Source organism: Achromobacter spanius (genome assembly GCF_002966795.1).
GTDB lineage: Bacteria > Pseudomonadota > Gammaproteobacteria > Burkholderiales > Burkholderiaceae_B > Achromobacter > Achromobacter spanius_D.
The window spans coordinates 1,440,107-1,457,937 of sequence record NZ_CP023270.1; the positions used below are offsets into that span (position 1 = coordinate 1,440,107).

19 protein-coding genes are annotated in these 17,831 nt (G+C 64.6%); 16 read left to right on the forward strand and 3 right to left on the reverse strand.

The window, feature by feature from the left end; translation table 11 throughout:
• The first annotated feature begins 35 nt into the window (after positions 1 to 35).
• Both msrP and msrQ read left to right on the forward strand, forming a co-directional pair.
• Positions 36 to 998 carry a protein-methionine-sulfoxide reductase catalytic subunit MsrP gene (gene msrP, locus CLM73_RS06445; protein WP_105237790.1) on the forward strand — a complete coding sequence of 321 codons (963 nt, stop codon included), beginning with the start codon at positions 36 to 38 and terminating at the stop codon, positions 996 to 998.
• 74 nt (positions 999 to 1,072) lie between these two features.
• Entirely contained in the window at positions 1,073 to 1,657 is a 585-nt protein-coding gene (gene msrQ, locus CLM73_RS06450) for a protein-methionine-sulfoxide reductase heme-binding subunit MsrQ (protein WP_234015883.1), read from the forward strand.
• A 45-nt stretch (positions 1,658 to 1,702) separates the two neighbouring features.
• On the opposite strand, the gene CLM73_RS06455 is transcribed toward msrQ, so the two are convergent.
• Genes CLM73_RS06455 through CLM73_RS06465 form a run of 3 tightly spaced genes read right to left on the reverse strand, consistent with a single transcriptional unit; the run spans position 1,703 to position 3,800 of the window.
• On the reverse strand, positions 1,703 to 2,488 hold the full coding sequence (locus tag CLM73_RS06455; RefSeq protein ID WP_105237792.1) for an N-acetylmuramoyl-L-alanine amidase: 786 nt from the start codon (positions 2,486 to 2,488) through the stop codon (positions 1,703 to 1,705).
• Positions 2,489 to 2,490: 2 nt separating this feature from the next.
• Positions 2,491 to 3,201 (reverse strand): SAM-dependent methyltransferase, encoded by a 711-nt coding sequence (locus CLM73_RS06460; protein ID WP_105237793.1) that lies wholly within the window; start codon positions 3,199 to 3,201, stop codon positions 2,491 to 2,493.
• Entirely contained in the window at positions 3,198 to 3,800 is a 603-nt protein-coding gene (locus tag CLM73_RS06465) for a Maf family nucleotide pyrophosphatase (RefSeq protein ID WP_105237794.1), read from the reverse strand. The genes CLM73_RS06460 and CLM73_RS06465 overlap by 4 nt, the downstream gene beginning before the upstream one ends.
• 177 nt (positions 3,801 to 3,977) lie before the next feature.
• On the opposite strand from CLM73_RS06465, the gene CLM73_RS06470 reads away from it, so the two are divergent.
• The 14 genes from CLM73_RS06470 (at position 3,978) to lepB (ending at position 17,829) form a co-directional block, all read left to right on the forward strand.
• Positions 3,978 to 4,628, forward strand: a complete 651-nt coding sequence (locus tag CLM73_RS06470) for a YceD family protein (protein WP_105241403.1) — start codon at positions 3,978 to 3,980, stop codon at positions 4,626 to 4,628.
• A 52-nt stretch (positions 4,629 to 4,680) separates the two neighbouring features.
• Complete coding sequence (gene rpmF / locus CLM73_RS06475) at positions 4,681 to 4,863, forward strand: 50S ribosomal protein L32 (RefSeq protein ID WP_006218037.1); 183 nt, start codon at positions 4,681 to 4,683, stop codon at positions 4,861 to 4,863.
• 59 nt (positions 4,864 to 4,922) lie between these two features.
• Positions 4,923 to 5,990: a phosphate acyltransferase PlsX gene (plsX, locus tag CLM73_RS06480; RefSeq protein WP_056568060.1), complete on the forward strand. Its 1,068-nt coding sequence runs from the start codon at positions 4,923 to 4,925 to the stop codon at positions 5,988 to 5,990.
• Positions 5,990 to 6,976, forward strand: a complete 987-nt coding sequence (locus tag CLM73_RS06485) for a beta-ketoacyl-ACP synthase III (protein ID WP_056568057.1) — start codon at positions 5,990 to 5,992, stop codon at positions 6,974 to 6,976. The genes plsX and CLM73_RS06485 overlap by 1 nt, the downstream gene beginning before the upstream one ends.
• A gap of 96 nt (positions 6,977 to 7,072) precedes the next feature.
• The gene (fabD, locus tag CLM73_RS06490) at positions 7,073 to 8,008 is read left to right on the forward strand and encodes an ACP S-malonyltransferase (RefSeq protein ID WP_105237795.1); all 936 of its coding nucleotides are present in this window, start codon (positions 7,073 to 7,075) and stop codon (positions 8,006 to 8,008) included.
• Between the two features lie 3 nt (positions 8,009 to 8,011).
• A complete protein-coding gene (gene fabG / locus CLM73_RS06495; RefSeq protein ID WP_056568051.1) occupies positions 8,012 to 8,764 on the forward strand; it encodes a 3-oxoacyl-ACP reductase FabG in 753 nt (250 codons plus the stop codon).
• Positions 8,765 to 8,955: 191 nt separating this feature from the next.
• Positions 8,956 to 9,195, forward strand: coding sequence for an acyl carrier protein (gene acpP, locus CLM73_RS06500; protein ID WP_003813816.1), 240 nt, complete (start codon positions 8,956 to 8,958; stop codon positions 9,193 to 9,195).
• Between the two features lie 183 nt (positions 9,196 to 9,378).
• Positions 9,379 to 10,608 carry a beta-ketoacyl-ACP synthase II gene (gene fabF, locus CLM73_RS06505; protein ID WP_056568047.1) on the forward strand — a complete coding sequence of 410 codons (1,230 nt, stop codon included), beginning with the start codon at positions 9,379 to 9,381 and terminating at the stop codon, positions 10,606 to 10,608.
• 492 nt (positions 10,609 to 11,100) lie between these two features.
• Positions 11,101 to 11,700 (forward strand): RNA polymerase sigma factor RpoE, encoded by a 600-nt coding sequence (gene rpoE, locus CLM73_RS06515; protein WP_056568041.1) that lies wholly within the window; start codon positions 11,101 to 11,103, stop codon positions 11,698 to 11,700.
• A gap of 12 nt (positions 11,701 to 11,712) precedes the next feature.
• Positions 11,713 to 12,219, forward strand: coding sequence for a sigma-E factor negative regulatory protein (locus CLM73_RS06520; RefSeq protein ID WP_105237797.1), 507 nt, complete (start codon positions 11,713 to 11,715; stop codon positions 12,217 to 12,219).
• The gene (locus CLM73_RS06525; RefSeq protein ID WP_105237798.1) at positions 12,219 to 13,313 is read left to right on the forward strand and encodes a MucB/RseB C-terminal domain-containing protein; all 1,095 of its coding nucleotides are present in this window, start codon (positions 12,219 to 12,221) and stop codon (positions 13,311 to 13,313) included. The genes CLM73_RS06520 and CLM73_RS06525 overlap by 1 nt, the downstream gene beginning before the upstream one ends.
• Before the next feature lie 38 nt (positions 13,314 to 13,351).
• Positions 13,352 to 14,836: a DegQ family serine endoprotease gene (locus CLM73_RS06530; RefSeq protein ID WP_105237799.1), complete on the forward strand. Its 1,485-nt coding sequence runs from the start codon at positions 13,352 to 13,354 to the stop codon at positions 14,834 to 14,836.
• Between the two features lie 289 nt (positions 14,837 to 15,125).
• Positions 15,126 to 16,919, forward strand: a complete 1,794-nt coding sequence (gene lepA, locus CLM73_RS06535) for a translation elongation factor 4 (protein WP_105237800.1) — start codon at positions 15,126 to 15,128, stop codon at positions 16,917 to 16,919.
• Positions 16,920 to 16,941: 22 nt separating this feature from the next.
• The gene (gene lepB, locus CLM73_RS06540; RefSeq protein WP_105237801.1) at positions 16,942 to 17,829 is read left to right on the forward strand and encodes a signal peptidase I; all 888 of its coding nucleotides are present in this window, start codon (positions 16,942 to 16,944) and stop codon (positions 17,827 to 17,829) included.
• Positions 17,830 to 17,831: the final 2 nt, after the last annotated feature.

Genomic DNA, 17,831 nt, shown 5'->3' on the forward strand with positions numbered 1-17,831 from the left:
GCGTCCAGAGCGCCTGCGCCATACCGGAGATTACGATGCTGATACGCAAGCCCGACGATTTTCTGTCGTCCGAGATCACTTCCGAGGCCGTGTGGCGATCGCGCCGCGAGTTGATGCTGCGGGCGGGTGCTGCCGCGGCCGCTGTCGGACTGCCCGGGTGGGCTACGCGCGCCGCCCACGCGCAGGATGCCGGCGCGCTGCCCGGCAAGTCCAATCCCGCGTTCAGCGTCATGGACAAGCAGACGTCGCTCGCGGACATCACGTCCTACAACAATTACTACGAGTTCGGCGTAGATAAGGGCGAACCGGCCAAAAATGCCGGCAAGTTGCAGACCCGGCCGTGGACGGTGAGCGTCGAGGGCGAGGTCAACAAGCCGCGCACGTTCACCATCGAAGACCTGCTCAAGCTCGCGCCGATGGAAGATCGCGTGTACCGCCTGCGCTGCGTGGAAGGCTGGTCCATGGTCATTCCGTGGGTGGGCTATTCGCTGTCCGAAGTGCTCAAGCAGGTGGAGCCGAATGGCAACGCCAAGTACGTCGAATTTGTCACTGCCGTTCAGCGGGAAAACATGCCGGGCGTGCGCGCCGCCATTCTGGAGTGGCCGTACGTGGAGGGCCTGCGCCTGGATGAGGCCATGCACCCGCTGGCGATGCTGGTCTTTGGGGTCTACGGCCGTGTGCTGCCCAACCAGAACGGCGCGCCTCTGCGGTTGGCCGTGCCCTGGAAGTACGGATTCAAGTCCGGCAAATCGCTGGTGAAGGTCCGGTTGGTGGAAAAACCGCCCGTCACGTCCTGGGTCAAGTCCGCCCCGCAAGAGTATGGCTTCTACGCCAATGTGAATCCCAACGTCGCGCATCCTCGCTGGAGCCAGGCCACCGAACGCCGTATCGGCGAGGACGGCCTGTTCACGCCCAAGCGCAAGACATTGATGTTCAACGGCTACGGGGATCAGGTGGCGGCGCTTTATCAGGGCATGGACCTGAAGGCCAATTACTGAGGCGCTGATCCGTGTCCGTTGCTCCTCGCGCGGCCCCGGCTGCGGCTCCCCGGAAGGCGCAGCTCTCGGCCAGGATGGTCGGGCGCTTCAAGCCGCTGCTCTTTCTGCTGGGTCTGACGCCGTTTGCGCGCTGGATCTGGCTGGGGATGCACGACGGGCTCACTGCCAATCCGGTTGAGTTTTTAACCCGTTCGTCGGGCACGTGGGCGCTGGTGTGCCTCTTGGTCACGCTGGCCGTCACCCCGCTGCGGCGGTTGACAGGTCAGCCCGCGCTGGTGCGCGTGCGGCGCATGTGCGGGCTGTTCGCGTTCTTCTACGCGGCGCTGCATTTCATGGCGTGGGTGTGGTGGGATCGAGGCTTCGATCCGGCCGAAATGGTGCGTGACATCGTCGAACGCCCCTTCATCATGGTGGGATTTTCGGCCTTCGTGCTGATGACGGCGCTGGCCGCCACCTCCACGCAGTGGGCGATGCGCCGGTTGGGAAAGCGCTGGCAGACGCTGCATCGGGCAATCTATGCCATCGGCCTGCTGGCCATCCTGCACTACTGGTGGCACAAGGCCGGCAAGAATGACTTGTCGGAGCCCGCGATGTACGCCGCGGTGCTGGCAGTGCTGCTGGGATGGCGCATCGTCGCCTGGTGGCGGCGGCGGGCGTAGTTCACTGGTGCGCCCTCGCGCCCCTGCTCCCGTACAACGCCGCGCCTAAGGCATGGCCAGCATGATGGCCGCGGTTTCCGCGTCCGGCTGGCCGTCGTGCAGGGCAGGGCGGTAGTGCATCTGGAACGCGGCCAGGGTGTTGATCGTCGCGCGGTCCAGCGTGCCGTCCTGTGGACTGGCATAGCCCAGCCGCTGTAGCTGTTTCTGAAACCACGCGACGTCCGGCACGCCCTCGATCTGCAGGCGCGCCAGGTGCCGGGCCGCGCCGTCCTCGTTGTACCAGCGCCCGATGCCCGCGTCCGCCAGCGTTTTCCATGGGAACAGCGGGCCGGGATCCACCTTGCGCTGCGGCGCGATATCGCTGTGGCCGACCACGTTCTCCGGGGCGATGTTGTGCCGGCCGAGGATGTCGCGCAGCAGGATGGTCAGCGCCCGGACCTGGCGGTCGTCATAGGGATGCCAGACGCGCTCGCCGTTGCTGCCCTCGGTCCAGCCCGGATTGACGATCTCGATGCCGATCGAGGTGCTGTTCATCGCGACGTTGCCGTACCAGGAACTGGCCCCGGCGTGCCACGCGGCGCGGTTTTCGTCGACCAGCCGGTAGGCGCGGCCGTCCAGGTCCAGCAGGTAATGGGCGCTGACCTTGCCCTTGGAAAGCAGGCGCAGCGACTCGGCGTCGTCGACCGTCGTGTAGTGCACGACGACAGACCGCACCCGGCTGCTCTGGCTGGCGGCGGTGATCGAGGTGTCCAGGTCCAGGCCGGCGGGGCCGCGCGCCGCGCAGCCTGCCAGGACTGCCGCGGCAAGCAGCGTGGAAAAGAGGCGGATCATGATCAGCGGGCCAGGTACAGGAACAGCGTCGGCAGCTTGTCCAGCTGGGGCGCCGGCAGCTTCTTCCAGTCGGCCACGGTGTGCGTGACCACCCATTCTTCCGCCGTCGTCATCGAGCGCGCCACGCACAGCTTGGTGTCGCCCTTCAGGGTGGCGATCAGCGTGGCGAACATTGCGGCGTTGCGGTAGGGGGTCTCGATCAACAGCTGGGTCTGATTGTGACGGGCCGAGTGCTGCTCCCAGGCGCGCAACTGTTTGGCGCGCTCGCCGGGGTCGACGGGCGCATAGCCATGAAAGGCGAAGCGCTGCCCGTCCAGACCGCTGGCCATGAGGCCCAGCAGGATGGAAGAGGGGCCTACCCAGGGTTTGACGGGGATCCCCAGGCGATGCGCCGCGTCCACGACCTTGGCGCCGGGGTCCGCGACGGCGGGGCAGCCTGCCTCGGACACCAGGCCGATCTCCGCCCCACGCTTCGCGGGGTCGAGCCAGGCCTTGATCTGCGCGGCGTCAGCCTTGTCCGTCAGTGTGTGGATGGTGATTTCCTGCAGCGGCCGGGTGGTGCCGATGAGCTTCAGGAAGGCGCGGGCCGTCTTGGCGTTTTCGGCGATATAGGTGTCGAGCCGGCCGGCCAGCGCGCGCACGTCTGCGGGCAGCCAGCGTTCGGGCGGAGCGTCGCCCAGGCTGACGGGAATCAGGTGCAGGGCGCCGGTCATGCGGGCGCTCCCGGGGCGTCGAGCGGATCCAGTCCGAAAGTTGCCAGCAAGCGCGTCAATTCGATCAGCGGCAGGCCTATGATGGCGGTGGGATCGTCGCTTTGAATGCTTTCCATCAGGGCAATGCCCAGGCTTTCCGCCTTGGCGCTGCCTGCGGTATCGTAAGGCTCTTCGGCGCGCAGGTAGGCGTCGATGGCATGGTCAGACAGGTGGCGGAACCGGCAGCGCGTCACGATGTCGGCCTTTTCCACCCGCTGGCCGTCCGTCACGGCCAGCGCACTGTGAAATTCGACCAACTGGCCCGACAGCGCGCGCAGTTGCGCCTGGGCCCGCGTGAAGTCGCCCGGCTTGCCGATGGGGGCGCCGTCCACGGTCGCCACCTGGTCAGAACCGATCACGATGCTGCCCGGATGCTTTGCTGCCACCGCCATTGCCTTGGCAACGGACAGGCGCAGCGCCAGCGCCTCGGGAGTTTCGCCGGGGTGTGGCGTTTCGTCTACATCGGGGGAAATCGCGGAAAAGGGCAGGCGCAGGCGCGACAACAGTTCTTTGCGGTATTTCGAGCTGGACGCGAGGATCAGGCTAGGCTTGTGAGGCATGCGGCATTTGACGGTAATACGTAAGTCACAGTATTATCTAACGTTTTGCGGCATTTTTGCAGGAACATCAACATGACACCGAAGGGAAAGCTTGGCGATGCGAGTCGCCGCGCGGACGGATCGGCCGGTGCTGGTGTGAATGCCGACGCGAATATCGACATGAGTGTCGACGCGAATATGGGCGCTGACGTGAATGCTAACGTGAGTGCCGATGTCAGTGCCGATGTCAGTGCCGATGTCAAGCGCATCGACGCCTTTGCCTTTGCCCGTCTGGGTAAAAGCGCGCACGGCAAGATCGCCTTGGTGCGTCTTGCCCGCGTGGTCGAGGGCTTGCCCGAACAACCGCTGGGCGAAGCCGGGCTTGTGAGCTGGTCCGTGCAAGGCGAAGAAGGCAAGATCGGCTTGCTGATGGGCCAGTCGATTCTGCGTCTGCACGTGAAGGCGAATCCGGTGGTCGTGTGCCAGCGGTGCAACGCGCCGTTTGCGTATCCGGTCGACAGCGAAGTCGTGCTGCAACTGGTCAAATCCGAAGACGACCTCGACGATGATCATTCCTTTGCCGATCAAGGCGACGATGACGACGACGAGGACGACGAAGGCGTAGGAAGGGATTCTGTGGCCCAGCTGCCTGAAAAGGTGGTGGGTTCGCATCATTTTGATCTGTTGGCCCAGATCGAAGATGAGCTCATTCTGAGCATTCCGTATGTGCCCAAGCATGATGTATGCCCGGGCGCGCAGGCCAAGGCCAGCGAAGCTCCTGAAGAGGAGCCCGCTGTCAAGCGTCCGTCGCCGTTTGCGGTGCTGGAACAACTGAAGCACAAAGATTGAGATCAACATCGGGCCGCATCGCGTACAATGCGCCCCGTTTCTAGGAGTCATCATGGCCGTTCAACAAAACAAGAAGTCCCCCTCCAAGCGCGGTATGCACCGTTCGCACGATTTTCTGGTGGCCCCGTCGACCGCCATCGAGCCCAACACCGGTGAAACGCACCTGCGTCACCACATCAGCCCCAACGGCTTCTACCGTGGCCGCAAGGTCCTGAAGACCAAGGCCGACGAATAAGGCCCCCGGGCCGAACTCGTACTCGGACCATTTCGGCTGAGCGCTGATACCTGGCACCCGTGATACGCATCGCCATAGACTGTATGGGCGGAGACTTCGGTCTGCCCGTCACGATTCCGGCTGCGATCGAGTTCGCCCGGCAATTTCCGGACACCCGGCTATTGCTGGTCGGGCTTCCCGACGCTATCGAAGCGGCGCTCTCCGAGCACCGCAACGTGGCGCGCGATCGCATTGAGATCGTGGCGGCTTCCGAAGTCGTCACCATGGACGACCCGGTCGAGGTCGCCCTGCGCCGCAAAAAAGACTCCTCCATGCGCCTCGCTGCCCAATCCGTCAAGGATGGGCGGGCGGACGCCTGCGTTTCCGCGGGCAACACCGGCGCCTGGATGGCCATTTCACGTTATGTGCTCAAGACGTTGGACGGCATCGACCGCCCGGCGATCGCCACGTCCATTCCGAACCAGACGGGCCGCGCCACCACGGTGCTGGACCTTGGTGCAAACGTGGACTGCTCGGCCGAGCACCTGCTGCAATTCGCCATCATGGGCGCCGCGCTGTCGCAGGCGGTGGACCATCGCGAGAACCCCACCGTGGGCTTGCTGAACATTGGCGAAGAAGTCATCAAGGGCAACGAAGTCGTCAAGGAAGCCGCCGAGCTTCTGCGCGGCAGCCCATTGAACTTCTACGGCAACGTCGAAGGCAACGACATCTTCAAGGGCACGGTCGACGTCGTCGTCTGCGACGGCTTTGTCGGCAACGTCGTGCTCAAGTCCGTGGAAGGACTGGCGAAGATGCTGTCCAGCATCATTCGCGAAGAGTTCAAGCGCAATCTGATCACGCTGATCGCCGGCGCGGTGGCCAAGCCTGTGCTGAACCGCCTGCGCAACCGCGTGGACAACCGCCGCTACAACGGCGCGGCTTTGCTCGGCTTGCGCGGCGTGGTCATCAAAAGCCACGGCTCCGCGGACGTTTACGCCTTCGGTTTTGCCTTGCAACGCGCCCGCGAAGCCGTAGTGAGTAAACTGCTGGAGCGCACCGCGCAGACGGTCGCCCAAATTACCAAGCGCGTTCAATCCGGCGATCGCCCTTCGGCGGCGTCGCCCAACGTGGCTGGGGATACCGCTTGATGGATACCGCAATGAAATACTCCGTGATCGCGGGCACCGGCAGCTTCCTGCCGGAACGCGTGGTTTCGAATGACGAACTGGCTGCGGAACTGGCGACGCGCGACATCGCCACCTCAGACGAATGGATTGTCGAGCGCACGGGCATCCGTCAGCGCCATCTGGCCGAGCGTGGCGTGACCACCAGCCAGCTGGCCACCGAGGCCTCGCGCCGCGCGTTGGCCGATGCGGGCGTCGATGCTTCCGAAGTCGACCTCGTCATCGTGGCCACGTCCACCCCCGATTTCGTGTTCCCCAGCACGGCTTGCCTGGTGCAGGCCAACCTCGGCGCCAAGGGCTCGGCCGCGTTCGACGTGCAGGCCGTGTGCAGCGGCTTCGTCTACGCGCTGACCACCGCCGACAGCTTCATCCGCGCGGGCCGCGCGCGCTGCGCGCTGGTGATCGGCGCCGAAGTGTTCTCGCGCATCCTCGACTGGAACGATCGCAGCACCTGCGTGCTGTTTGGCGACGGCGCTGGTGCGGTGGTCCTCAAGGCCTCCGACACGCCTGGCATCATGGCCGCGCAACTGCATGCCGACGGCAGCCAGATGAAGATCCTCAGCGCCGCGGGCAACGTGGCCTACGGCGACGTCACGGGCGATCCCTTCCTGCGCATGGACGGCCAGGCCGTCTTCAAGCAGGCCGTCACCGTGCTGGACCGCTCGGCGCGCGACACCTGCGCCGAAGCCGGACTCACCGTTGCCGACGTCGATTGGCTGATTCCGCATCAGGCCAACGTGCGCATCCTGAATTTCCTGGCCCGCAAGCTGGACGTGCCCGTCGAGAAGGTCGTCATCACCGTCGACAGCCACGCCAACACGTCCGCGGCCAGTGTGCCGCTCGCACTCGATGCGGCGCGCCGCGACGGCCGCGTCAAGCCGGGCCAGCTCATCCTGATGCAAGGCGTGGGCGGCGGATTCACCTGGGGCTCGGTACTGGCTCGCATGTAAGGGCGTGCCCTGGCCGCGGCGGCATGTGTGCCGCGGGCGGCCTGAGAGCGCGCCTGGCATTCCTCACAGACACTGAATCAAACCACACGCTCAATCATGAAAATCGCTTTTGTCTTTCCTGGTCAGGGTTCGCAAGCCGTCGGCATGCTGGACGCCTGGTCCGGCGTGGCGGCGGTCACCGACACCGTGGCGCGGGCCTCGCAGGCCCTGGGGCAGGACCTGGGCGCGCTGATCGCGCAGGGTCCCGTCGAACAGCTCAACCTGACCACCAACACGCAGCCGGCCATGCTGACTGCTGGCGTCGCCTTCTACAACGCGTGGATCGCCGCGGGCGGCCGCAAGCCTGATGTCGTGGCCGGCCACAGCCTGGGCGAATACGCCGCGCTGACCGCCGCTGGTTCGCTGGCGCTGGAAGACGCCGTGCGCCTGGTGCGCGTGCGCGCCGACGCCATGCAGGCCGCCGTGCCGGTCGGCACGGGCGCCATGGCCGCCATCCTGGGTCTGGACGACGATGCCGTGCGCGCCGCGTGTGCGCAAGCCGCGCAAGGCGAAGTGGTCGAAGCCGTCAACTTCAATGCGCCCGCGCAAGTCGTGATCGCCGGTCACAAGGCCGCGGTCGAACGCGCCTGCGAGCTGGCCAAGGCCGCCGGCGCCAAGCGCGCCTTGCTGCTGCCCGTGTCCGCGCCGTTCCATTCCAGCCTGCTCAAGCCCGCCGCCGATGTGCTGGCTGGCGCGCTCGGCGGCGCCGCCGTGTCCGCGCCGCAAGTGCAGGTCATCAACAACGTCGACGTGGCTTCGCCCACTGACCCAGACGCCATCCGCGATGCGCTGGTGCGTCAGGCGTGGCATCCTGTGCGCTGGGTCGAAACCCTGCGCGCCATGAAGGCGCAAGGCGTCACGCACGTCATCGAATGCGGTCCGGGCAAGGTGCTTGCTGGCCTGACCAAGCGCATCGACCCCGAACTCACCGGCCTGGCCATCACCGATCCCGCTTCGCTGGAAGCGGCTTTGGCTGCCGTCAACGGAAACTGATCAATGGACAACACCTCGACCGAATTGCAGGGCAAGATCGCGCTCGTCACGGGCGCGACCCGCGGCATTGGCCGGGCGATCGCCCTGGAACTGGCCGCGCGCGGCGCAACCGTCGTCGGCACCGCCACGTCCGAATCGGGCGCGGCTGGCATCACCGAAGCGCTCGCGCCGTCCGGTGGCCGCGGTGTGGTGCTGGACGTGACCGACGCCGCTGCCTGCGATGCGCTGATCGACGCGCTGGGCAAGGAAGGCGGCGGTCCGCACATCCTCGTCAATAACGCTGGCATCACCCGTGATACGCTGGCGATGCGCATGAAGGATGACGACTGGTCGGCCGTTATCGACACCAACCTGGCCTCGGTCTTCCGTCTGTCGCGCGCCGTGCTGCGCAGCATGATGAAGGCCCGTTGGGGACGCATCATCAACGTGACGTCCGTGGTGGGTTCCAGCGGCAACGCGGGCCAAGCCAACTACGCGGCCGCAAAAGCTGGCGTGGCAGGCATGGCGCGGGCGCTGGCGCGTGAACTGGGCAGCCGCAACATCACCGTGAACTGCGTGGCGCCCGGCTTCATCGACACCGACATGACGCGTGCCCTCGGCGAAAACCAGACGGCGGCGCTGCTGCAACAGATTCCGCTGGGTCGTCTGGGCTCTCCGTCTGATATTGCGCATGCCGTGGCCTTTTTGTCCGGGCCTCAGGCGGGTTACATTACCGGCACCACCCTGCACGTCAACGGCGGGATGTACATGCAATAAATCACGAATCGCGCGCCGCCGCCGGGCAATCGGCAAGGTGGCGCGCGATTCTCCGGAAACGCCGCACATGGTCATCCTGCGCCGGTCTCGGCGACAGAACAAATGCGCGGTGTTATTTTTGTCACGGTCAGGCGTTGCATCACTCCGCGCTTGGCTATAATTCGCGGGATTTTTCCCAATTGGAGATCTGCATGGAAAGCATCGAACAGCGCGTCAAGAAGATCGTCGCTGAACAACTTGGCGTCAACGAAGCCGAGATCAAGAACGAGTCCTCCTTCCTTGACGACCTCGGTGCCGATTCGCTCGACATGGTCGAACTGGTCATGGCCCTCGAAGACGAATTCGAGACCGAGATCCCCGACGAAGAGGCCGAAAAGATCACGACCGTGCAACAAGCGATTGACTACATCAATTCGCACGGTAAGCAGTAAGCTCAGCCTATATCGTCCTGGTTGCCCGATTTTGTCGGCCAACCTGGAATCAGGGCGGTTTCTGGAGTGCCGTGTGGTCCACCGGCAGGTCGGGCGTTGTAATGCCTCACCTGCCTTCATGTGGTCCACACGCGCAGCGCATCCCGAAAACCGCCTTTCTTTTGTCTGTTTGAGGAGTCATCCGTGAAGCGACGTGTCGTCATCACCGGCCTGGGTATCGTTTCCCCCGTAGGAAATGATCTGACCACCGCTTGGGACAATATCGTCAACGGACGTTCTGGCATCAGCCGCATCACCCGTTTCGATCCCTCGGCCATCACCACTCACATTGCTGGCGAAGTCAAAGACTTCGACATCAGTACCTTTATTTCGGCCAAGGAAGCCCGCCAGATGGATACGTTCATCCATTACGGCCTGGCTGCCGGAATGCAGGCCTGGCGCGATTGCGGCCTGGAAGTCACCGAAGAAAACGCCGAGCGTATCGGCGTGATCGTGGGGTCCGGTATTGGCGGTCTGCCGCGCATTGAGGAAACCCAGGTCGAGTACCTTGCCAAGGGACCTCGGCGCATCTCGCCGTTCTTCGTGCCGGGTTCGCTGATCAACCTGATTTCCGGGCATCTGTCGATCGCCTATGGCATGAAGGGTCCCAGCTACGCCGTGGTGTCTGCCTGCACGACCGGCCTGCATTGCATTGGCGATGCCGCACGCCTGATCGAATACGGCGATGCCGACGTCATGGTGGCCGGCGGCGCCGAATCGACCGTGTCGCCGCTGGGCATTGGCGGCTTTGCCGCCATGCGCGCGCTGTCGACCCGCAACGATGATCCTCAGACCGCATCGCGTCCCTGGGACCGCGACCGCGACGGCTTTGTGCTGGGCGAGGGCGCTGGTGTCCTGGTTCTGGAAGAGTACGAGCACGCCAAGAAGCGCGGCGCGCGTATCTACGGTGAACTGGCTGGCTACGGCATGAGCTCCGATGCCCACCACATCACCGCGCCGGACAAGGACGGCCCGCGCCGCGGCGTGATCAACGCGCTGCGCAACGGCGGCCTGAATCCCGAAGACGTCCAATACGTCAACGCGCATGGCACGTCCACCCCGCTTGGCGACAAGAACGAAACCGACGCGCTGAAGCTGGCGTTCGGCGACCACGCCAAGAAGCTGGTGGTCAACTCGACCAAGTCGATGACCGGCCACCTGCTGGGCGCAGCCGGCGGCATCGAAGCCGTGTTCACGACCCTGGCCGTGTACAACCAGGTCTCGCCTCCGACGATCAACATCTTCAATCAAGATCCGGAATGCGATCTGGATTACTGCGCGAACGAAGCGCGGCAGATGAAGATCGACGTGGGCCTGTCCAATTCGTTCGGCTTTGGCGGCACCAACGGCTCGATGGCCGTTCGCCGGGTCTGATTTGGAAGGCTTGGCTGGGGGGCGTTGGTCGTTCCGTGTGCCTGTCTCGCAGCCCAGGGGCGCCGTTGCGCTCTTTGGGCTGGCGCTGGCCGCCGCCGCGGCCAGCGTGCTGACAGCCGCTTCCTGGCATGGTCACGCCTGGATGGCAGCAGCGCTGCTCGCGCTTCTGTTCCTGGTGGCCGGGCTGTTACACTCGGCACGGAACACCCCGTCCCCGGTAACGGCGCTACGTACCGCGACCGGGGCTGGCCCCTGGCAGCTACGCCGGCCGCAAGGCTGGCAAGATGCGCTGCTGCTGGACCAGCAACGGGGTCCAGCGTGGCTGACGCTTATCCTGCAGCCCTTGCCCACCGGGAGTACGGCCTTTACCACTAGCAAAATCACCCTCACCGTCTGGAAGCACACGCTGCGACCCGAATCCTGGCGCCGTCTGCGCCTCGTGGCGGGCACGGCGCGTCAGGCACGCCCGGCGCGTCTTTTGCGGGAGGCCGCATGAGCGAGCGCGAAGTCGACGCCGAGCTTGTCGCGCGCGTCCAGCGGGGCGACAAGAAGGCATTTGATCTCCTGGTGCTCAAGTACCAGCGCAAGATCCTCCGCCTCTTGGCCCGGATGATCCGCGATCCCTCCGAAATCGAGGATGTGGCGCAGGAGGCCTTCATCAAGGCTTACCGCGCGTTGCCCCAGTTCCGGGGCGAAAGCGCCTTCTACACGTGGCTGTACCGCATCGCCATCAATACCGCGCGCAACTGGCTCGCCTCGCAGGGGCGGCGCCCCAGCGCGCCCAATGCGATTGAAACGGAAGACGGTGAAACTTTTAACGAAACCGACAACCTAACGGATATAAGCACGCCGGAATCCATGGTTGCCAGCCGCGAAATCGCCGAGACGGTGAACGCGGCCATCGAGGGTTTGCCTGAAGAATTGCGCACCGCAATTGTCCTGCGTGAAATCGAAGGTATGAGTTACGAAGACATCGCCCAGAGCATGGATTGCCCGATCGGTACGGTGCGCTCCCGCATTTTTCGTGCGCGTGAAGCCATTGCCACCAAGTTGCGTCCACTGCTCGACACCGATGTCGAGCGTCGCTGGTAAGGAGTGGCAGTCATGCAAACAGCAGCCAAATCCGTTGAGATCGCCGAGTCCTCCTGGGAGGAATCGGTTTCCGCCTGGATGGACGGAGAAGATTCCGACGATATTCTTCCCAGTCTGTTGTCCAAAGAGGGACGTCAGACCTGGGACACCTATCATTTGATTGGTGATTCCCTGCGCAATTCCGATCTGGCGCTGACGCCCAGCGCGGCCTTCTCGGCCCGCCTGGCGCGCGCGCTGGACGCCGAATTGCCCATCGTAGCGGCGCCTCGGCGCCGCTCGCCATTGCGCATGGGCCTGTCCGGCCTGGCTGTTGCCGCCGCGGTGGCCACGGTCGCGTGGGTGGCTCAGCCGTACGTCACCGGCTCGCCCGCGACGGATGTGCGCGTGCTGGCCGATGCCAGCTCGCCGGCCTCGGCCTCCGACGACTCGGGCCTGCGCGACTACCTGGAGGCCCATCGCCAGATGGCCGGCCCCAGCGCGGTCCGGCAGGTGTCGTTCGATGTCGGAGCGGGACGTTGATGGCGCTTGTGCTTCCATCACGCTGGCCGGTGCTGGGACGTGCTGCTTCGTGGCAGGCTCACCGCGCCGGCTGGTTCGCCGCCACGCTCCTGACTGCTTTCCTTGCCGCGCACGGTCCCGCGGCCGCTGCTGGCGCTACGCCGGCCGGCCAGACCGAAGATGTCGTGCAGCTTCTCACGCGCATTCAGCAGGCGGCGCGCAAGCAGGACTACGCCGGCGTCTTCATGTATCAGCAAGGCGACGTCATCCAGTCCTCGCGCCTCGTGCACGTTCTTGACGGCACCGGCGAGCGCGAACGCCTCGAGATCCTTGACGGCCAGCCGCGCGAATACCTGCGTCATAACGACGACGTGCAGTGTCTGATCCCCGAACGCAAGACCGTGCTTGTCGAGCGGCGCCGTGGCGATCGCTTCCCCGGTCTGCTGCTCGGCGACCCGGCCAACCTGTCCGAACACTACAAGATCCGCACCGAGCCCACGCCGCACCGCGTCGCGGGCCGCGAATGCCGGCTCATCACGATCGAACCGCTGGACAAGCTGCGCTACGGCTATCGCCTGTGCGCGGACGTCGAAACCAATCTGCTGCTGAAGGCCCAGACGCTGAACGCCGCGCGCGGCGTGGTCGAGCAGGTGTCGTTCACGTCGCTGCGGCTCGGTTCCGAAGTGGATCCGCAGACGCTGTCCTCGCGCTGGAACACCCGCGACTGGAAGGTGCTCGAGGCCAGCATGCAGCCCGTGGATCTTGCGGCGCAGGGCTGGCGCATTCCGGCGCCCAACGGCTTCAAGACGATCATGCAGGTATCGCGCGCCATGAAGCGCGGATTGCCGGTCAGCCAGATGGTGCTGTCCGATGGCCTGGCAGCGATCTCGGTCTTCATCGAGCCCTATGACAGCCAGCGTAACCACCAGCCCGCGCACGGCGCATCCCAGCGCGGCGCGATCAATGTTTATGGCGCGCGCATTGCGGACTTCTGGCTGACCGCGGTGGGCGAAGTGCCCGCCGCCACGCTGGAACAACTTGCGCAGGCCACTGAGTACGTGCCACCCGCACCCGCGGCAGCCGCACCCGCACCCGCGGAGGGCGGGGCCAAATAATTCCCGCCGTTCCGCAAGCAGCAATTTCGGAGTGACATATGAAAGCAATGACGGTCTCGAACGCTTTTTTCCGGCGCTTTCTGGCGGCTGTCGCGGCGGGGGCAATGCTGTCCACCGCCTACGTGCCGGTGACGGTGGCGCAGACGGCGCCTGCCGCGGTCGGATTGCCCGACTTCACGGCCATCGTTGAAAAGGCCGATCCGGCCGTCGTCAACATCCGCACGACCGCCACGGTTCCCGTGCGCGGCGGCGGCAACGGTCCTGGCGGCAGCGATCCCTACGAACTGTTCCGGTGGTTCTTCGGTCCCGAATTCCAGCCGCCCGGGCAGCAGTCGCCCAATCCGCGCCAGCGTCCGCAACCGACGCCGCCTGAAGAGCGCACCGTGCCGCGTGGCGTGGGCTCGGGCTTCTTCGTGTCGGCCGACGGCTACATCCTGACCAACAACCACGTGGTCGTGGATGCGACCGACATCTATGTCACCCTGACCGACGGACGCGAGTTCAAGGCCAAGGTCATCGGCACGGACGAGCGCACCGACGTGGCGCTCATCAAGATCGAAGCCAAGGACATGACGCCGCTGGTGATCGGCGATCCCAAGAAGCTCAAGAAGGGCCAGTGGGTGCTCGCCATCGGCTCGCCGTTCGGCCTGGATTCCACCGTCACCTCCGGCATCGTCAGCGCCATCGGCCGCGATACCGGCGAGTACCTGCCGTTCATCCAGACGGACGTCGCGGTCAACCCCGGCAACTCGGGCGGCCCGCTGATCAACCTGGACGGCGAAGTCGTGGGCATCAATTCCCAGATCATCTCGCGCAGCGGCGGCTTCATGGGCATCTCGCTGGCCATTCCTATCGACGAAGCCATGCGGGTGGTTGACCAGCTGCGCACGACGGGCAAGGTCACGCGCGGCCGCGTTGGCGTGCAGATCGGCGAAGTCGGCAAGGATGTGGCCGAAGCCATCGGCCTGCCGAAGGCCGAAGGCGCGCTGGTCAGCAGCGTCGAAGCCGAGGGTCCTGCCGAACAGGCGGGCGTGCAGCCGGGCGACGTGATCCTGAAGTTCAACAAGGAACCGATCAAGCGCTGGTCCGACCTGCCGCGCATCGTCGGCGAGACCAAGCCAGGCACGCGCGCCGACATGGAAGTCTGGCGCAAGGGCAAGAGCATGACGCTGTCGGTCAAGGTCGGTGAGATCCCGACCGAGAAGGCGGCCGCCGCCGGCAAGAAGCCGGCGCCTGAGCCCGAGGTCACCAACGCGCTGGGTCTGAGCGTGATCGACGTGCCCGCCGATACCCAGAAGAAGCTGCGCATCAAGGGAGGCGTCCAGGTGAAGGTTGCCGATGGTGCGGCCGCCAAGGCTGGCCTGCAGGAAGGCGACATCGTGTTGGCGCTGAACGACACCGACGTGACCGGCGCCAAGCAGTTCGGCGAACTGGTCGCCAAGCTGGACAAGAGCCGCGCGACGGGCCTCCTGGTGCGCCGTGGCGACCAGACGCAGTGGGTGGCGGTGCCCGCATCCAAGTGATGACGGCCCGGACCGGCGGCGCTCGACCGGCGCCGCGGCCGGGCAAGGCATGGCGCAAAGCCGCCTGATGCGGTCACCCCAGGGCGCTTTTTGTCCCAGGGCGCGCCCCGGGCAAAAAAAATGGCTCAAGACCGGCTAAAATGGCTGGTTGCCGCAAGAGGGGGCGCATGGCGCCCCCTCAGTTTTGTCCGGGCATTGCCCGTCAGCGCCTCACACGTCGGCCGTGCACATTCCGGCGGCGATGTCTCCCGGCAGTGTGCCGTCTGTTCCGTCCCTTATAAATTCAAGCATGCAGCATATCCGCAACTTTTCCATCATTGCCCACATCGATCACGGCAAGTCGACCTTGGCCGATCGCCTGATCCAGCGCTGCGGCGGACTGGCGGATCGCGAGATGTCGGCGCAGGTCCTCGATTCCATGGAAATCGAGCGCGAGCGCGGCATCACCATCAAGGCCCAGACGGCCGCCTTGCATTACAAGGCGCAGGACGGCAAGATCTACAACCTGAACCTGATCGACACGCCGGGGCACGTGGACTTCTCGTACGAAGTGAGCCGCTCCCTGTCCGCCTGCGAAGGCGCGCTGCTGGTGGTGGACGCATCGCAGGGCGTGGAAGCGCAGACGGTGGCCAACTGCTACACCGCAATCGAGCTGGGTGTGGAAGTCGTGCCCGTGCTGAACAAGATGGACCTGCCGCAGGCCGATCCTGAAGGCGCTCGCCAGGAAGTCGAGGACGTCATCGGTATCGACGCCTCGGACGCCGTGCTGGCCAGCGCCAAGACCGGCATGGGCATCGACGAAATCCTTGAAACCATCGTCGCCCGCGTCCCCGCGCCCGAAGGCAATCCCGATGCGCCGCTGCAGGCACTGATCATCGATTCGTGGTTCGACAACTACGTCGGCGTGGTCATGCTGGTGCGCATCATCAACGGCGTGCTCAAGCCCAAGGACAAGATCCTGCTGATGGCGTCCGGCGCCACCCACCTGTGCGAGCAGACCGGCGTGTTCACGCCCAAGTCGCAGCAGCGTCCGCATCTGTCGGCGGGCGAGGTGGGCTTCATCATCGCCGGCATCAAGCAGCTCGAAGACGCCAAGGTCGGCGACACCGTCACGCTGGCCAACAAGCCGGCCGCGACCCCGCTGCCGGGCTTCAAGGAAGTCAAACCGCAGGTGTTCGCCGGGCTGTATCCGGTCGAAAGCTCCGAATACGACCAACTGCGCGACTCGCTCGAAAAGCTCAAGCTCAACGACGCCGCGCTGATGTTCGAACCCGAAGTCTCGCAAGCGCTGGGCTTTGGTTTCCGCTGCGGCTTCCTGGGCCTCTTGCACATGGAAATCGTGCAGGAGCGTCTGGAACGCGAATTCGACATGGACATCATCACCACCGCGCCGTCGGTGGTGTACGAGGTCGAGCAGCGCGATGGCTCCGTGATCACCGTGGAAAGCCCGTCCCGCATGCCCGAGATCGGCAAGATCCAGGACATCCGCGAGCCCATCGTGAAGGTCACGCTGTTCATGCCGCAGGACTACGTCGGTCCGGTCATGACGCTGTGCAACAACAAGCGCGGCGTGCAGGTCAACATGAGCTATCACGGCCGCCAGGTTCACCTGGTGTACGAGATCCCGCTGGCCGAGATCGTGCTGGATTTCTTCGACAAGCTGAAGTCCGTGTCGCGCGGCTATGCCTCGATGGATTACGAATTCCTGGAGTACCGCTCCGCCGACGTGGTGCGCGTCGACCTCCTGATCAACAACGACCGCGTCGATGCGCTGGCCGTCATCGTTCACCGCAGCAATGCGCGCCACCGTGCGCGCGACGTCGTCACCCGCATGCGCGGCCTGATCCCGCGCCAGATGTTCGACGTGGTCATCCAGGCTGCCATCGGCGCCGAAATCATCGCGCGCGAGAACGTGAAGGCGCTGCGCAAGAACGTGCTGGCCAAGTGCTACGGCGGCGACATCTCGCGCAAGAAGAAGCTGCTGGAAAAGCAGAAGGCGGGCAAGAAGCGCATGAAGCAGGTGGGCAGCGTGGAAATTCCGCAGGAGGCGTTCCTTGCCATCCTGCAGGTGGAAGACAAATAGAACCCCAGAAGGCGATTAGCTGATGAGTTGGAACTTTGCCCTGATCCTTTTTATTCTGCTGGTGCTTACCGGCGTTATCTGGGTGCTCGATCTGGCCGTGCTGCGCAAGGGGCGCGAGCGCCGCGCGCAGGCTGCGATGGCACAGTACGACGCGGCACTGGTGGGCGACGCGCAAGAGGCCGAGCGCCTGCGGCGCGAAGCCGGCGATGCCGCGCGGCGCGTGCCCTGGTGGGTCGAGTACGCGGTCAGCTTCTTTCCCGTCATTCTGTTCGTGTTCATGCTGCGCTCGTTCGTGGTCGAGCCGTTCCGCATTCCGTCCGGCTCGATGCTGCCCACGCTGCAGTCCGGCGACCTGATCCTGGTGAACAAGTTCAGCTACGGGCTGCGCCTGCCCGTGATCGACAAGAAGGTCATTTCCATCGGCGAACCGAAGCGTGGCGATGTGTTCGTATTCCGGTATCCGGTCGATCCGAACGTCGACTACATCAAGCGCGTGGTGGGCCTGCCGGGCGACGAAATCGCATACATCGACAAGAAGCTTTATGTCAATGGCGAATTGGTCCCGCACGTGCGTGATGGTGACTATTTCGAGCCGGATCGTGTGTCGTATATTGCGCAATATAAAGAGAAGTTGGGCGACGTTGAGCACAAGATCCTGCTGGAAGAGAAGACTCCGCAGGTGTATGCCGCGCAGAACTGGACTTTTCCGTACCGCCAAAACTGCCAATACAGCCACAATGGGGTACGCTGCAAAGTACCCGAAGGGAATTATTTCGCCATGGGCGATAATCGGGACAACAGCGCGGACAGCCGTTATTGGGGCTTCGTTCCGGAAGCCAACATCGTCGGCCGCGCTTTCTTCATCTGGATGAACTTCAGCGATCTGAGCCGCATCGGCCGATTCAACTGATT

What these genes read in the sequence shown, in the direction of transcription:
- CLM73_RS06530 (WP_105237799.1), top strand. Translation starts at nt 13,352, where the DNA reads ATGAAAGCAATGACGGTCTCGAACGCTTTTTTCCGGCGCTTTCTGGCG.
- CLM73_RS06525 (WP_105237798.1), top strand. Translation starts at nt 12,219, where the DNA reads ATGGCGCTTGTGCTTCCATCACGCTGGCCGGTGCTGGGACGTGCTGCT.
- rpoE (WP_056568041.1), top strand. Translation starts at nt 11,101, where the DNA reads ATGAGCGAGCGCGAAGTCGACGCCGAGCTTGTCGCGCGCGTCCAGCGG.
- CLM73_RS06485 (WP_056568057.1), top strand. Translation starts at nt 5,990, where the DNA reads ATGGATACCGCAATGAAATACTCCGTGATCGCGGGCACCGGCAGCTTC.
- msrQ (WP_234015883.1), top strand. Translation starts at nt 1,073, where the DNA reads ATGGTCGGGCGCTTCAAGCCGCTGCTCTTTCTGCTGGGTCTGACGCCG.
- fabG (WP_056568051.1), top strand. Translation starts at nt 8,012, where the DNA reads ATGGACAACACCTCGACCGAATTGCAGGGCAAGATCGCGCTCGTCACG.
- lepB (WP_105237801.1), top strand. Translation starts at nt 16,942, where the DNA reads ATGAGTTGGAACTTTGCCCTGATCCTTTTTATTCTGCTGGTGCTTACC.
- lepA (WP_105237800.1), top strand. Translation starts at nt 15,126, where the DNA reads ATGCAGCATATCCGCAACTTTTCCATCATTGCCCACATCGATCACGGC.
- rpmF (WP_006218037.1), top strand. Translation starts at nt 4,681, where the DNA reads ATGGCCGTTCAACAAAACAAGAAGTCCCCCTCCAAGCGCGGTATGCAC.
- acpP (WP_003813816.1), top strand. Translation starts at nt 8,956, where the DNA reads ATGGAAAGCATCGAACAGCGCGTCAAGAAGATCGTCGCTGAACAACTT.
- CLM73_RS06460 (WP_105237793.1), bottom strand. Translation starts at nt 3,201, where the DNA reads ATGACCGGCGCCCTGCACCTGATTCCCGTCAGCCTGGGCGACGCTCCG.
- msrP (WP_105237790.1), top strand. Translation starts at nt 36, where the DNA reads ATGCTGATACGCAAGCCCGACGATTTTCTGTCGTCCGAGATCACTTCC.
- CLM73_RS06465 (WP_105237794.1), bottom strand. Translation starts at nt 3,800, where the DNA reads ATGCCTCACAAGCCTAGCCTGATCCTCGCGTCCAGCTCGAAATACCGC.
- CLM73_RS06470 (WP_105241403.1), top strand. Translation starts at nt 3,978, where the DNA reads ATGGGCGCTGACGTGAATGCTAACGTGAGTGCCGATGTCAGTGCCGAT.
- CLM73_RS06520 (WP_105237797.1), top strand. Translation starts at nt 11,713, where the DNA reads ATGCAAACAGCAGCCAAATCCGTTGAGATCGCCGAGTCCTCCTGGGAG.
- CLM73_RS06455 (WP_105237792.1), bottom strand. Translation starts at nt 2,488, where the DNA reads ATGATCCGCCTCTTTTCCACGCTGCTTGCCGCGGCAGTCCTGGCAGGC.
- fabD (WP_105237795.1), top strand. Translation starts at nt 7,073, where the DNA reads ATGAAAATCGCTTTTGTCTTTCCTGGTCAGGGTTCGCAAGCCGTCGGC.